This is a genomic window from Neorhizobium sp. R1-B (assembly GCF_004368875.1).
Lineage (GTDB): Bacteria > Pseudomonadota > Alphaproteobacteria > Rhizobiales > Rhizobiaceae > Neorhizobium > Neorhizobium huautlense.
This window is the reverse complement of the sequence record NZ_SOEM01000029.1, coordinates 33084-45483: the sequence shown is the minus strand read 5'-3', so window position 1 is coordinate 45483 and position 12400 is coordinate 33084. Positions and strand designations below refer to the sequence as shown.

General features: G+C 62.2%; 13 protein-coding genes and 1 pseudogene. 7 read left to right on the top strand and 7 right to left on the bottom strand.

Features of this window, described 5'->3' with window-relative positions; genetic code table 11:
• Nucleotides 1-487 precede the first annotated feature (487 nt).
• Both EDE05_RS24335 and EDE05_RS24330 read left to right on the top strand, forming a co-directional pair.
• Entirely contained in the window at nucleotides 488-1414 is a 927-nt protein-coding gene (locus tag EDE05_RS24335) for an ABC transporter ATP-binding protein (RefSeq protein ID WP_105372619.1), read from the top strand.
• Nucleotides 1411-2172 (top strand): ABC transporter permease, encoded by a 762-nt coding sequence (locus EDE05_RS24330; RefSeq protein ID WP_105372568.1) that lies wholly within the window; start codon nucleotides 1411-1413, stop codon nucleotides 2170-2172. The genes EDE05_RS24335 and EDE05_RS24330 overlap by 4 nt, the downstream gene beginning before the upstream one ends.
• 24 nt (nucleotides 2173-2196) lie before the next feature.
• On the opposite strand, the gene EDE05_RS24325 is transcribed toward EDE05_RS24330, so the two are convergent.
• Nucleotides 2197-3414, bottom strand: coding sequence for an MFS transporter (locus tag EDE05_RS24325; protein WP_112798213.1), 1218 nt, complete (start codon nucleotides 3412-3414; stop codon nucleotides 2197-2199).
• 134 nt (nucleotides 3415-3548) lie between these two features.
• Between EDE05_RS24325 and EDE05_RS24320 the strand changes: the two genes are divergently transcribed.
• Nucleotides 3549-4520, top strand: coding sequence for an AraC family transcriptional regulator (locus tag EDE05_RS24320; RefSeq protein ID WP_105372620.1), 972 nt, complete (start codon nucleotides 3549-3551; stop codon nucleotides 4518-4520).
• Nucleotides 4521-4525: 5 nt separating this feature from the next.
• Here the strand turns inward: EDE05_RS24320 and EDE05_RS24315 are convergent, their stop codons facing one another.
• The 5 genes from EDE05_RS24315 to EDE05_RS24295 all read right to left on the bottom strand — a co-directional run bounded on the left by EDE05_RS24315 (nucleotide 4526) and on the right by EDE05_RS24295 (nucleotide 7728).
• The gene (locus EDE05_RS24315) at nucleotides 4526-5488 is read right to left on the bottom strand and encodes a hypothetical protein (protein ID WP_132413424.1); all 963 of its coding nucleotides are present in this window, start codon (nucleotides 5486-5488) and stop codon (nucleotides 4526-4528) included.
• 36 nt (nucleotides 5489-5524) lie between these two features.
• Nucleotides 5525-5797, bottom strand: a complete 273-nt coding sequence (locus EDE05_RS24310; protein WP_132413422.1) for a M15 family metallopeptidase — start codon at nucleotides 5795-5797, stop codon at nucleotides 5525-5527.
• A 213-nt stretch (nucleotides 5798-6010) separates the two neighbouring features.
• Complete coding sequence (locus EDE05_RS24305) at nucleotides 6011-6715, bottom strand: TIGR02281 family clan AA aspartic protease (RefSeq protein WP_112798212.1); 705 nt, start codon at nucleotides 6713-6715, stop codon at nucleotides 6011-6013.
• Complete coding sequence (locus tag EDE05_RS24300; RefSeq protein WP_132413420.1) at nucleotides 6712-6933, bottom strand: DUF1289 domain-containing protein; 222 nt, start codon at nucleotides 6931-6933, stop codon at nucleotides 6712-6714. The genes EDE05_RS24305 and EDE05_RS24300 overlap by 4 nt, the downstream gene beginning before the upstream one ends.
• An 18-nt stretch (nucleotides 6934-6951) precedes the next feature.
• Complete coding sequence (locus EDE05_RS24295) at nucleotides 6952-7728, bottom strand: adenosylcobinamide-GDP ribazoletransferase (protein ID WP_132413428.1); 777 nt, start codon at nucleotides 7726-7728, stop codon at nucleotides 6952-6954.
• A 101-nt stretch (nucleotides 7729-7829) separates the two neighbouring features.
• Here EDE05_RS24295 and cobT point away from each other — a divergent pair, with 101 nt between their 5' ends.
• Both cobT and EDE05_RS24285 read left to right on the top strand, forming a co-directional pair.
• Nucleotides 7830-8849, top strand: coding sequence for a nicotinate-nucleotide--dimethylbenzimidazole phosphoribosyltransferase (gene cobT / locus EDE05_RS24290; protein ID WP_132413418.1), 1020 nt, complete (start codon nucleotides 7830-7832; stop codon nucleotides 8847-8849).
• Nucleotides 8850-8854: 5 nt separating this feature from the next.
• Nucleotides 8855-9248: pseudogene (locus EDE05_RS24285) on the top strand (diacylglycerol kinase).
• A gap of 250 nt (nucleotides 9249-9498) precedes the next feature.
• Here EDE05_RS24285 and EDE05_RS24280 read toward each other — a convergent pair.
• Entirely contained in the window at nucleotides 9499-11034 is a 1536-nt protein-coding gene (locus EDE05_RS24280; protein ID WP_105372577.1) for a HAMP domain-containing sensor histidine kinase, read from the bottom strand.
• 136 nt (nucleotides 11035-11170) lie between these two features.
• Here EDE05_RS24280 and EDE05_RS24275 point away from each other — a divergent pair, with 136 nt between their 5' ends.
• Both EDE05_RS24275 and EDE05_RS24270 read left to right on the top strand, forming a co-directional pair.
• Nucleotides 11171-11746: a thermonuclease family protein gene (locus EDE05_RS24275; protein ID WP_132413414.1), complete on the top strand. Its 576-nt coding sequence runs from the start codon at nucleotides 11171-11173 to the stop codon at nucleotides 11744-11746.
• Entirely contained in the window at nucleotides 11724-12368 is a 645-nt protein-coding gene (locus EDE05_RS24270; protein ID WP_166675503.1) for a uracil-DNA glycosylase family protein, read from the top strand. The genes EDE05_RS24275 and EDE05_RS24270 overlap by 23 nt, the downstream gene beginning before the upstream one ends.
• Nucleotides 12369-12400 lie beyond the last annotated feature (32 nt).

Here is a 12400-nt window from a genome sequence, read left to right as displayed (position 1 = left end):
GCTTTGCCCTCAGCCATTGCGGTGTTGCGATCACCCCAATGACAAACGAGGCCGGAGCATCATAACAGACGCTCCGGCCTCTCAATGTATAAGGCCGGCACTGAGGCCGGCCAGGGCGGAGATCGACTTGGGGGAGCAGCCATGCCTCCGAAATGAGCTCTCTTACTGAAAATCAGAAGCAATGCGGCAAGCGAAAAGCAATGATCTGAAACATGTAGGTCATGACGGTCACGCAAGGGATGGGTGCGGCGGGGAAGCGGGACCGTTGCTTGCCTGACCGGGACAATGCTGCAGGAACGTCACGGGAAAATGACAGTCTCGGCAAGCGCCGCTTCCGATGGCCACTGTCTTTGCCGGCGATCGTGGGTCCGGCCGATTGGTCAAGAAAAGCGAACGCAATATTCGTTCAGGGAGGGATGGTTTCAAGGAAAGGGCTGCCTATATTGGCGGCACTTCTCGCAAATCCAATCCGCAAAGACCCGTTCGCATGGCTCCCGTTGTTTCCATCCAGAATCTGACCAAAACCTACGGCAACGGTTTTGAAGCGCTGAAAGGCATCGACCTCGAGATCGAGGAGGGCGAGATTCTTGCGCTGCTCGGGCCGAACGGCGCCGGCAAGACGACACTGATCTCGATCGTCTGCGGGCTGGTCAATCCATCGGGCGGCAAGGTGCTGGTCGGCGGCTATGACGTGGTACGGGATTTCCGCCAGACCCGGGCGATGATCGGACTGGTGCCGCAGGAACTGACGACCGATATGTTCGAGACGGTGTGGAACACCGTCAGTTTTTCCCGCGGGGTGCACGGCAAGAAGCCGAACCCTGAATTGGTCGAAAGCGTCCTCAAGGACCTGTCGCTCTGGGACAAGAAGGACAATATGCTGCGCGAACTTTCCGGCGGCATGAAGCGGCGCGTCCTGATCGCCAAGGCGTTGGCGCATGAACCGAAGATATTGTTCCTCGACGAGCCGACCGCTGGCGTCGACGTCAACCTGCGCCGCGAAATGTGGCAGGTGGTCGAAAGGCTCAGGGAAAATGGCGTCACCATCATCCTCACCACCCATTACATCGAAGAGGCGGAGGAGATCGCCGACCGGGTCGGCGTCATCAACGGCGGCAAGCTGCTGCTGATCGAGGAGAAAACGGCGCTGATGAAGAAGCTCGGACGCAAGCAGCTCCGGCTGGAGCTTGCCGAACCGCTGAAGAACCTGCCGGTCAGCCTTTCACCTTACAATCTGACGCTCTCGGAAGACGGTGCGGCACTGCTTCACGAATACCAGGGCGAGGAGGGGGACGGCAGTATCGCCTCGCTGCTCTCCATGTTGCAGGCAGAAAACATTCATTTCCGCGATCTTTCGACGCGGCAGAGTTCGCTGGAGGACATTTTTGTCGCACTGGTGGGAGAACAGGCATGAACGTCGAGGCAATCAAGTCGATCTATTTCTTCGAGATGGCCCGGATGCGGCGGACTCTGCTGCAGAGCGTCATATCGCCGGTCATCACCACCTCCCTCTATTTCATCGTCTTCGGCACGGCGATCGGCTCCCGCATGCAGGCGATCGAGGGCGTTTCCTACGGTTCCTTCATCACGCCCGGGCTGATCATGCTGACGCTGCTCACGCAATGTATCGGCAACGGCTCGATCGGCATCTATTTCCCGAAATTCACCGGCACGATCTATGAAATCCTGTCGGCGCCCGTCGCCATGACGGAGATCCTGATCGGTTACGTGGGGGCGGCGGCGAGCAAGGGGCTGATCATCGGCCTGATCATTCTGGCGACGGCGTCCTTCTTCGTCGACATCTCGATCGCCCACCCCTTCGTGATGCTGACCTTCCTGGTGCTGACGGCGGTGACCTTCAGCCTGTTCGGCTTCATCATCGGCATCTGGGCCAAGAATTTCGAGCAGCTCAACATCGTGCCGATGCTGGTCGTGCCGCCGTTAACCTTCCTCGGGGGCAGCTTCTATTCGATCGACATGCTGCCGCCCTTCTGGCAGGCGGTCAGCCATTTCAATCCGGTGCTCTATCTGGTCAGCGGCTTCCGCTGGAGCTTTTACGAAATCGCCGACGTCAATCCGCTACTCAGCCTCGGCATGGTCGGCCTGTTCCTGGCCATTTGCCTTTCCATTCTCGGCTGGATCTTCCACACCGGGTACCGGCTGCGGAGCTGACCGCAGCCGGTAGTTCGATCCGGTTCAGCCCTCGCTGAGCTGGAGCTGGCGCCCGCCGCGCAGGACCATCACCGACGCGCCCAGGATGGATGCGATGCCGAGGAAGGTCATGACGCCGAGCGGGCCCTCTGCATCGACCAGCAGCCCGCCGAGCACGGCGCCGCTGGAAATGGCGATCTGGAAGGTCGTCAGCAGCAGGGCGCCGGCACTTTCCGCCTCGTCGGATGCCGCCCGCGTGATGTAGCTCTGGATGCTGACCGGCAGCGCCCCGAAGGCAAAGCCCCACAAAGTGACCGCGACGGCGGAAGCCGCGAAGGAAACCCCGGTTGAAATGAGGATGACGGCGGTGAGCGCGAGAAGCCCGGCGCCGAAGATAACGCCGAGGGTAGCGCTGCGTTCGGTGATCATGCCCCCGACGATATTGCCGAAGAAGCCGCTGATGCCGAAGGCGAGCAGGACGAGCGAGATCATCTCGACGTCAAGCCGCGGAATCTCCTCGAGATACGGACGGATGTAGGTGAAGCCCGCGAAATGCCCGGCGACGATGAGAAGCGTCGCAAGAAGCCCGATGCGGATCTTCGGCCGCTTCAGGACGCTCACAAGCGTGCCGAGTCCGGCATGTCCGGCAGGCGGCAGCGAGGGCATGGTGATGGCCTGGGCAAGCAGCGCCAGCACGCCGACCGCGCCGGCCAGCATGAAAGCCGCCCGCCAGCCGAGAGTGGAGCCGATATAGGCGCCGAGCGGTGCGGCGGCGACCGTCGCCACCGAGACGCCGGTGAAGATCATCGCCATGGCCCGCGGCAGATGGTCCAGCGGCACGAGCCGCATGGCAAGCGCCCCCGACATGGCCCAGAAACCGCCAAGCCCGATGCCGAGCAGCACGCGCGAGACGAGAAGCAGGGGCAGGCCGTTGGCAACAGCGGCCAATGCGCAGGAGAGGATAAGCAGGGCGGTCAGACCGAACAGCGTCCAGCGCCGGTCGAGGCTGCGGGTGCCGATGACGACGCCGGGGCCGGCGAATGCTGCGACGACGGCCGTCACGGTCACCGTCTGGCCGGCGGTGCCGGAACTGATGCCGAGATCGGCGGAGATGGGGGTGAGCAGGCTCGCCGGCAGGAATTCCGCCGTCACGAGACCGAATACGCCGAGCGTCAGAGAGACGACCGCGTCCCACCGGGCCTTGCTGCCGGAAACGGACGTATCGCGCAGGCGACCGTCCTCTTCGAAAGTGCTGTCTGTCATGGTTCATGTTCCTGTGTTGGGAGGTGGCACAGTTTCCCTATCGGGGTTGACCAGACGTAGGCGTGACAGCCTGTAGTTTCCATGCTAGAAAATCCGACATGCTTGACCGTTCGTCCAAAATTGAACCCGCTGATGTGGCCGATCCTTTGACCGAGATGTTGCGCGGGCTGCGGCTCGACGGCGTCGAATACGGCCGCTGCAGATTGGCCGAACCCTGGGCGACCTCCTTTCCCGCGCAGGAAGCGGCACGGCTCCATTTCATCTCCTCGGGTTCCGCCTGGCTGCAGACGCCGTGCGGGGAATGGCTGGCTTTGCGGCCGGGCGATGCGGCACTTCTGCCGCGCGGCGATGCGCATGTGCTGGCGAGCGCACCCGGTATTCCGGCGCTGCCGTTCGATCATTTCGGCCGCAAGGAAGTCTGCCAGGGGGTGTTCGACGTAAAATGTGCCGAAGTCTGCGGCGGTACGGTGGCGCTCACGGCTTCGATGCGTTTCAATATCGACAAGCTTCATCCGCTTTTGCAGCTCATGCCGCAGGTGATGCTGACCAGCGATCTGGCGAAGAACGAGCCGTCGATCCCGCATCTTCTCGATGCCATGGCGCGGGAGGTGGAATTGGACCGGGTGGGCGCCGGGGGAATTCTGGCGCGCCTTGCCGACGTTCTGACGGCCACCCTCATCCGCACCTGGGTAGAGCACGGTTGCGGCGACACGACGGGCTGGATCGCGGCCGTCCGCAATCCCGAAGTCGGCCGGGTGCTGGCAGCCATCCATCTGCAGCCGGAACGGGACTGGAGCGTGGCGGCCTTGGCGCGGATCATGGGCGTGTCCCGCTCCGGATTTGCAGAGCGGTTTCTTCGGGTGGTGGGCGAAACGCCGGCGCGGTATGTAGCGCGGGTGCGCATGCACCAGGCGCGCCAATGGTTGGGCAACGGCATGCGCGTGTCGGTCGTCGCGCAGCGTCTGGGCTACGATGCGGAAGCCTCGTTCAGCCGCGCCTTCAAGCGCATCATCGGAGCACCCCCGAGCCAATTCAGGAAAAAGGGCGACGGCGATGAAGCGGTTCGAGGTTTGGTTGACATTGGCCCGATGAGCAGACCGAACTGAACTGTCTACCGCAGTCCGACCTCCTTCAGAACGGCGCAGGCGTCCCCGAACCATTGCGCGGCGCGGTCCAGATGATTGCCGTGGCTGCGCAGGTGCCAGGCATTGGCGTCGGTTTCATACAGTCCGCCGGCGTTGAAGGCAGCCGCAACGAGAATCGGATCCGTGCCCGTCAAGCCGAACCGCTGCTTGATCTCGGCGATGCCGATCTCGATATTGGTCGTCGCATCGTAGAGGGGATGGATCGCCGGCGGAGGCGAAGGCCGCAAAGGATAGACGGGCGCCACCTGAAACTTGTGGTAGGGAAGCGACTGCGCGTCGATCACCCATCGCGCCGTGGTGGCGAGTGTCTGCATCGGGCCGGCGCTGTAGTCTCCCTGCACCGGTGGGTTGACGTCCTTGTTCCAGACATGCGCCTCCCAGCGGAATGTCGAAGGGCCGGTGAAACCCTGCGCGCGATAGGCAGCAGCTTCGGCAGCAATCGTCGTGATGATGATTTCAGGGGGTATGGCGAAGCGGCGGGCCATCAGATCGATCTGCACGCTGAAAGCATCCCAGATGGCGCGACAGGTCAACGGAGCGCCCGAACTGCGCAACGGTTTCTGGCCTCCGGCATAGCTGCGAATATAGATGCCATCCTCGTCAAAGCGCCATTCGATGCCGTTGAACTTGCGATGCCAGCTTTGCTGGCCGACTGCAGGCAGCGGATTGGACTGCGTAAAGGTTTCGGTCGCGACGAGGGCTTCCATCGGCAAAGGAGGGCGGGTCGGTATCTCTTCCGGTACCGGTGGTGCGGCGGGCGTGCCGGACCAGCCGGCAATCGCGGCTTCCAGATTTTCGGCCCAGCTCTCATCGCCACCGGAGGGGTATTTGCCGTTCGCAAGATCGCCGCTGTCCAGTCCGGCCATCTGCAGATGCGGCAGCTCCCAGGACAATGCTTCGAGCCCGTGGCTCTCGCCGATCTGGTGCACCCTTTTCCACGCGTCACGATATTCGCCGCTGGTCTTCTAGCTCCACTGCCCATTCACGAACAGGACCAGATCGATCGCCAGTCCATACTGGTGGTAGGACCTCCACGGTCTCGCCTTCGTCACGATCGGACCCGGACGCGTCCGACCCTGCGCATATAGAAATTCCTGCCGCTGGGGAGAGCGAAAAGCCTCGAATATCCGGAAGGGAAAGCCTTCGGTGTTGAGCTCTTCGACGATCAACCGCGCCGCCTTCCGAACGGCTGGATGAAGATGAGCAGTATCCACGTCTCGCTGGTGCGGCGACGACATAGGTTGTCCTCCCACTTTTAAAGGAACGATGAGAAAATACAGGTGATGGATTCAGTGATGCTTGCGGAATGCTTGCGCGCGAGAAGGTGAACTATAATTGCCGCGAGTGGAGCGGCAGTCAACCGACAGATAGTATTATATACTAACAACACGTTTTGATTGCGTTTGGGGCAAAAGCGTCCATCGAGCCGTCCACGACCCGCCGGGTAGCTGTCAGTCTCTCAACCGGAGCTCGTCGGTCTGCATCTGCAGCGAACCGAGCGTGGAGAGGAAGCTCATGCCGAGAAGGCTTTCGTCAAGCCGTCCTTCCTCTGCCACCAGGGCGCGGATGTTTTTTCGGACGATAGGTCCTATGGCGATCTCGTCGAGACGCACGGGTGCGGCCATGGCGCGGCCGTTGGCCGTCATGACGCTGACTGAAAAGTCGAGAGCTCCAGGATCGAGGCCGATCGCCCGCGCATGTTCATAGGAAAGCACCACGGTGCTGGCGCCGGTATCGACGAGCATCGGCAGCACCTTGCCGTCGACACGGACATTGGTCTGGAAATGGTTGCCGCGCGTCTTGTGGATGATCACCTCGTTGCCACCCTCGCTGGTCGTCACGGACACCGCGGTGCCGGGCAGCAAGCCCGCGGTCATACGGGCGCCGAAACTGCGGGCGTCGTCCCGGTAGAGATAGGCGGCGACCAGCCCAAGCACGATCAGTAGCCAGATGGCGATGTTCCTCAGCACTTCGCCGGATCTGCCGCGGCGGCCGGAGAGGATGCCGACCGACAACAGGCCGGCGATCGGAAGCAGATAGATGATCTGCCCGAAATCGTCATTGGCGATGCCGAAGGTCTGGCCTGCGTCGTGATTGAATATCAGCAGCGCAAGTCCCGCGCCGAGGACGAGGAGAATGAGCGTTAGGGCGTTCATGCGTCGTAGCGCTCCCTGGCCAAACGCTGCCGTTTCGTTTCCCGGCGAGGCTTCCGCTCGACGGTCTCGAGCCGTGCGGGCAGTGTTTCCATCAGTGCGAGCCGTTCGGCATCCGTGTAGTCTATCCAGGCGGCGATTTCCTCGCGCGTGCGCCCGCAGCCGAAGCAGTAGCCGGTCTTGGTGTCGATGGAGCAGACGAGAATGCAGGGCGAAATCATGCAACCTATATCGTGGGTTCAGATGGCGAGAGCAAGAGTGGCAAGCATGCCGATCTCTGAGAGTTGTTGGCTGGCGCCGATCGTATCGCCCGTATGGCCTTCGATCTTGCCGCGCACATAACGGGTAAAACCGAAGCAGAGCGCGCCTGCGACAATCAGCGACAGCAGCACTTTGGGCAACCCAAGAACGAGGACCAGGAGGACCAGGGCCAAAGCGACGCCCATGAAGAGGGCGACATTGCGTGCCGTAGTTTCAGGCAGGCCGGCGCTGGCCGCCACCCCGGTTTCCCTTGCGGATGGCAGTGCGTGCCAGTGCCAGACCATCAGGGCACGGCTTACAGCTGCAGCGCCAAGGAGCGCGAGCGCGGCTGCCGCCGGCTCGTGGCGCGCAAGAGCGGCAAGCGCGCTCGCGCGCAATCCGAACGAAAGGATAAGCGCGATCACGCCGTAGCTGCCGATGCGGCTATCCTTCATGATGACAAGCGCATGTTCCCTGTCGCGCCCGCCGCCGAGACCATCGGCCGCATCCGCAAGACCGTCTTCGTGGAGCGCTCCCGTCAGAAGCGCCAGAAGCGTGAGCGCGATCAGACCTGCGGTCAGGGCATCGCCAGGTGCAAGGAGAAAAAGGGCGATGGCAGGAAGGGTCGCGATCACGAGCCCGGCCGCCGGAAAGGCTTGGACGGCGCGCGAGATCGAGCCGGACTGGCCCTTGAAAAAACGGTCCGGCACCGGCAGACGGCTCAGGAAACCGATCGAGCGTGCAAGGTCTGCGACGAATTCGCTTGTGTTTGGCAGTTGTCCCACCGTGAGTCCCCGACTATGAGAAACGCAAAGAAGCGCGATTTGCCGGGAAAAGACAAGCCGACCCCCGGACGACCAGAGCAAGAGAGATCTCCATGAGCGTGAGTGGCCTGCCTTTCGACGATTTCCGCACCCTGCTTGCCAATCTTCCGGGACCGGATTCTCGCGCGCTTGTCGCGGCGCGCGAACGGGACTCCCAGCTCACCAAGCCGCCGGGCGCGCTCGGCCGGCTGGAAGAGATCGCCTTCTGGCTTGCCGCCTGGACCGGCAGGGCTCCGGCAGTCAACCGCCCTCTGGTGGCGATCTTCGCCGGCAACCACGGGGTCACGAAGCACGGCATCACGCCCTATCCCTCCTCGGTGACACAGCAGATGGTCGAGAATTTCGCGGCCGGCGGTGCCGCGATCAACCAGATCTGCGTGACCCACGATCTCGGCCTCAAGATTTTCGATCTCGCACTTGATTACCCGACCGGTGACATCGCGACCGAAGCCGCGCTTTCCGAGCGAGATTGCGCCGCGACCATGGCCTTCGGCATGGAAGCGATTGCAGGCGGCACCGACCTCCTGTGCATCGGCGAAATGGGGATCGGCAATACGACGGTCGCCGCGGCGATCAATCTGGCGCTTTACGGCGGCACGGCCGATGACTGGGTTGGCCCCGGCACCGGCTCGCATGGCGAACTGCTGGAGCGCAAGATCGCGGTGGTGAAGCAGGCGGTGGAATTCCACAAGGATCATCTCTCCGATCCGCTGGAAGTGCTGCGCCGGTTGGGCGGACGTGAGATCGCGGCAATCGCCGGCGCCATCCTGGCTGCCCGCGTCGAGAAAATTCCCGTGCTGCTCGACGGTTATGTGGTGACGGCCGCGGCGTCCATCCTGAAGGCCGCCAACCCGTCCGCGCTCGACCACTGCCTGGTCGGCCATGTCTCCGGGGAACCTGGCCATCTGCGCGCCATCGAGAAGCTCGGCAAGACGCCTTTGCTGGCGCTCGGCATGCGCCTCGGCGAGGGGACGGGTGCTGCACTCGCGGCCGGCATCGTCAAGGCCGCCGCCGCCTGCCATTCCGGCATGGCGACGTTCGACCAGGCAGGTGTCAGCAACAAGAGCAACTGATCCGGATGGAAAAGACGCCGCTCGACAGCAATATCGCAAAGGCGAGCGGCATCCGCCGGGTCATCGCTGCGACGCGCTATTCCATGCAGGGATTGGTCCGGCTCTGGAAAGAGGAGGCGTTTCGCCACGAGGTCGTCGCCTTTGCCGCTGGCCTCGTGCTCTTCGCGCTGGTCGGTGCGTCGGCGCTCGATTATTTCGTCTTTCTCATCCTGATGCTGGTGCTGTTCTCGGTCGAATCGCTGAATACGGCAATCGAGGAGCTGGTGGATCGCATTTCCCCGGAAATCTCGACAGTCGGCCGGCATGCCAAAGATCTCGGCTCGTTTGCGGTGTTTTTGCCTGCTCTGCGCCAACGGGCTCTTCGTGCTTTACGTGGTGGTCAAGAATCTAGCCTTCTAAGGCGGGCATAGAACCATGCTTGGTCAGGATGGCCAGAACTTCCTGCCTCTCCGGTTCAGGCAGGGTTTTGTAAAAATCTCATTTCCCGAAGGCACGAGACCGGCTAATTCGTGCTGATATCGGGTGATAGCGACCGCTAACCGATCCTGTTTATGGTCGGGCAGGCCTTTTGCAACTTCGCTTGCGTAGTCGAGAAGCGCGGCCATACTGTCAGTCTGCACTGGAACCTGTCATTGTAAAAGAGCCTGCATTACGCAAAGCTCTTGCGGCGGCGTTCGATGGCTGGCGCGTCGGCCACGGCGGGGACGCTCTGCAGCACGCGGGTTGCGGGCAGGATGGCGATCGCCTCGGTGCCTTCGCGCAGCTTGGAGCGCAGGATGAACTGGCCGTCGTGCTTGGCAAGGATCGCCTGTACGATCGGCAGGCCGAGGCCGGTACCCTGTTCGGCGCTCTTGATCGCGATCGATCCCTGGCCGAAGGCCGAGAGGACGACGGGTATTTCCTCTTCCGGAATGCCGGGGCCGTTGTCCTTGATGGCCACATACTGGCCGCCGCCGGCCGTCCACCCGACCTTGACCATGACCTCGCCGCCTTGGGGGGTGAATTTCACCGCATTCGACAGGAGGTTCAGCAATACCTGCCGCATGGCCTTTTCATCGGCCCAGACCTGCGGCAGATCTGGCTCGAACTGCTCGCGGATCGAGATGTTCTTGGCTCGGGCCCGCAGCTGGACCATGCCGATGCAATCCTCGGCGATTTCGAGGAGCGAAAGCGCCTCTTCGCTGAGATCGTAGCGGCCCGCCTCGATGCGCGACAGGTCGAGGATTTCGTTGATGAGGTTGAGGAGGTGATGGCCCGAACGGTGGATATCCCCTGCATATTCCCGATAGGTGGGATTGGCGAGCGGGCCGAGGACCTCCGAACTCATCACCTCGGAAAAGCCGAGGATGGCGTTGAGCGGTGTGCGCAATTCGTGCGACATGGAGGCGAGAAAGCGCGATTTCGCCAGATTGGCTTCCTCGGCTCGCCGGCGGGCCTCGTCCGACATGGATTTGGCCACTTCCAGTTCCGCAATCAGGTCGTCCTTTTCCGACTGGTAGGACATCAAGGTGAGATTGGAGCGGTAGAGCCGGTCGGCGATATAGTGGAAAAAGACGACCGCGATGGCGCACATCGCCGTCATGCCGATATCGAGCACCTGCCGCGAGAAGAACGACATCGCGAGCAAGACTGCGACCGCCGGCAGGAAGCCGAAAAGCACTCCGAGCCTCAGCATGAAGGTGCTCATTGCCATGATGGAGATAGCAAAGAGCAGAACCGCGCCCTTATAGAAATAGTAGCCCTCGCCGGAGCAGGCGCTGCAGTCCTGGAGCGCGAAGAGAGCCCAACCGACGCCGAGCAACACCTGTGCCGCGAGCAGCCTGTTTCGCCATTTGCGGGTCTCGATCGCGGCGATTTCCTTCCGGCTTGCCCGCCGTGCGAGCAGCACGTTGATAGCATGCAGGCTGAGCATCAAAAGAGCCCAGCCGAACAGATTGGCGCTCGGGTTGATATAGATGCCGATCGCCGTCACAACGATCACGAACAGCGGCATGATCGACGCGCCCTGCAGCACGGCGCTCGCATGCATGGACAGCATGTCGCGGTCGAAGACCTGATTGCCCTTGGAGCTGGATTGCAGCCGTTCGCGGGTGGCCCGGACAGCCTTCGATACAGCCTTGTTGCGGTGGCTGCGCGATCGATCCACGATGATCTTGTCGGTCGAAGTGCTGACGCCGTTACTCATGACCACTGAACTGCTTACCCGGGTGGTTGAGAGACTAGGGTCAAAACCTTAAGAGAGTCCTGCCGGGAAAGGTTTTGTTTGCCATTTCTCTGAAGCTTCCGTTTTCCAATAAGGCGCGATTGTGGCGATAGGGCTCATGAAATTTAGGGATGGCGTGGTTCTGGTGGCCATGCTCATCCTTCTGGCGCTTATCGTCACCAAGTTGAACGACGGGTCCGACAGCGCGATCCGCGGACCCTTTCACGCGGTCGACGGCGATACGCTTTCAGCGGGCGGCGAAAGGCTGCGGCTGGAGGGCATCGATGCGCCGGAACTCGATCAGACTTGCGAGGACGGCGGCGGACGGAGATGGGCCTGCGGTGCGGAGGCCAGACGATATCTGGCGCATCTGGTGTCGACGGACGAAACAGAGTGCTTGGGGCACGAGCGCGACCGCTACGAGCGGCTCGTGGTGCGCTGCCATGCGGGTGCGGTGAGTGTCAACGGCACGATGGTCCGTGAGGGTCTGGCGGTCGCTTACGGGCTCTACATGCAGGAGGAACGTACGGCGCGGCGCGAGCGGTTGCGGCTCTGGGCAGGGCGGTTTGAAAATCCGCGCGACTGGCGCGCCAGCCGGGGCATGATGGATGGATCGGGCTTACTGGAGGCGGTTCTGGAATGGCTCGAACGATTGATCGGTTCGAATGGGAATGAGGCATATGGCCAATCGTGAGGCGGAGATCGAGGCGCTGCGGCGGGCGATATCCGTCTGCCGCGTCTGCCGGGACGCGCCGGCGAAGAGAGAGGGCGACCGCCTGCCTCACGAACCGCGGCCGGTTGCCGTGTTGTCGAGGACGGCCCGCGTCTTGATCGCCGGACAGGCGCCAGGCCTGCGCGTGCATGAAAGCGGGCTGCCCTTCAACGATGCCTCCGGTAACCGGTTGCGCGACTGGATGGGGGTAAACCGAGAGGAGTTCTACGATCGGGAGCGCTTTGCGATCGTGCCGATGGGTTTCTGTTTTCCGGGTTACGATGCAAAGGGGAGCGACCTTCCGCCAAGGCGCGAATGCGCGCCGCTCTGGCGCTCCCGGGCGATATCGGCAATGCCGCAGATCGAGCTCATCTTGGCCGTCGGCGGTTATGCCCACGCCTGGCATCTCGGCGCGCGGCGCAGGAAGGGCATGACGGAAACGGTTGCGAACTGGCGCGAGTATTTCTTCGCCAACGAAGGGCCGCGCATCCTGCCGCTGCCGCATCCGAGCTGGCGCAATACCAGCTGGCTGAGGAAAAATCCCTGGTTCGAGGCCGAGATACTGCCTGTCCTGCGACAGAATGTGGATAGCCTCATCCGTTGAAACAAAATTCGGTTAACTGCTATGATTTAGGT

Coding starts and splice junctions, on each gene's coding strand:
- EDE05_RS24335 (WP_105372619.1), top strand. CDS start 488: ATGGCTCCCGTTGTTTCCATCCAGAATCTGACCAAAACCTACGGCAAC.
- EDE05_RS24330 (WP_105372568.1), top strand. CDS start 1,411: ATGAACGTCGAGGCAATCAAGTCGATCTATTTCTTCGAGATGGCCCGG.
- EDE05_RS24325 (WP_112798213.1), bottom strand. CDS start 3,414: ATGACAGACAGCACTTTCGAAGAGGACGGTCGCCTGCGCGATACGTCC.
- EDE05_RS24310 (WP_132413422.1), bottom strand. CDS start 5,797: ATGTCGTCGCCGCACCAGCGAGACGTGGATACTGCTCATCTTCATCCA.
- EDE05_RS24305 (WP_112798212.1), bottom strand. CDS start 6,715: ATGAACGCCCTAACGCTCATTCTCCTCGTCCTCGGCGCGGGACTTGCG.
- EDE05_RS24300 (WP_132413420.1), bottom strand. CDS start 6,933: ATGATTTCGCCCTGCATTCTCGTCTGCTCCATCGACACCAAGACCGGC.
- cobT (WP_132413418.1), top strand. CDS start 7,830: ATGAGCGTGAGTGGCCTGCCTTTCGACGATTTCCGCACCCTGCTTGCC.
- EDE05_RS24280 (WP_105372577.1), bottom strand. CDS start 11,034: ATGAGTAACGGCGTCAGCACTTCGACCGACAAGATCATCGTGGATCGA.
- EDE05_RS24275 (WP_132413414.1), top strand. CDS start 11,171: ATGAAATTTAGGGATGGCGTGGTTCTGGTGGCCATGCTCATCCTTCTG.
- EDE05_RS24270 (WP_166675503.1), top strand. CDS start 11,724: ATGAGGCATATGGCCAATCGTGAGGCGGAGATCGAGGCGCTGCGGCGG.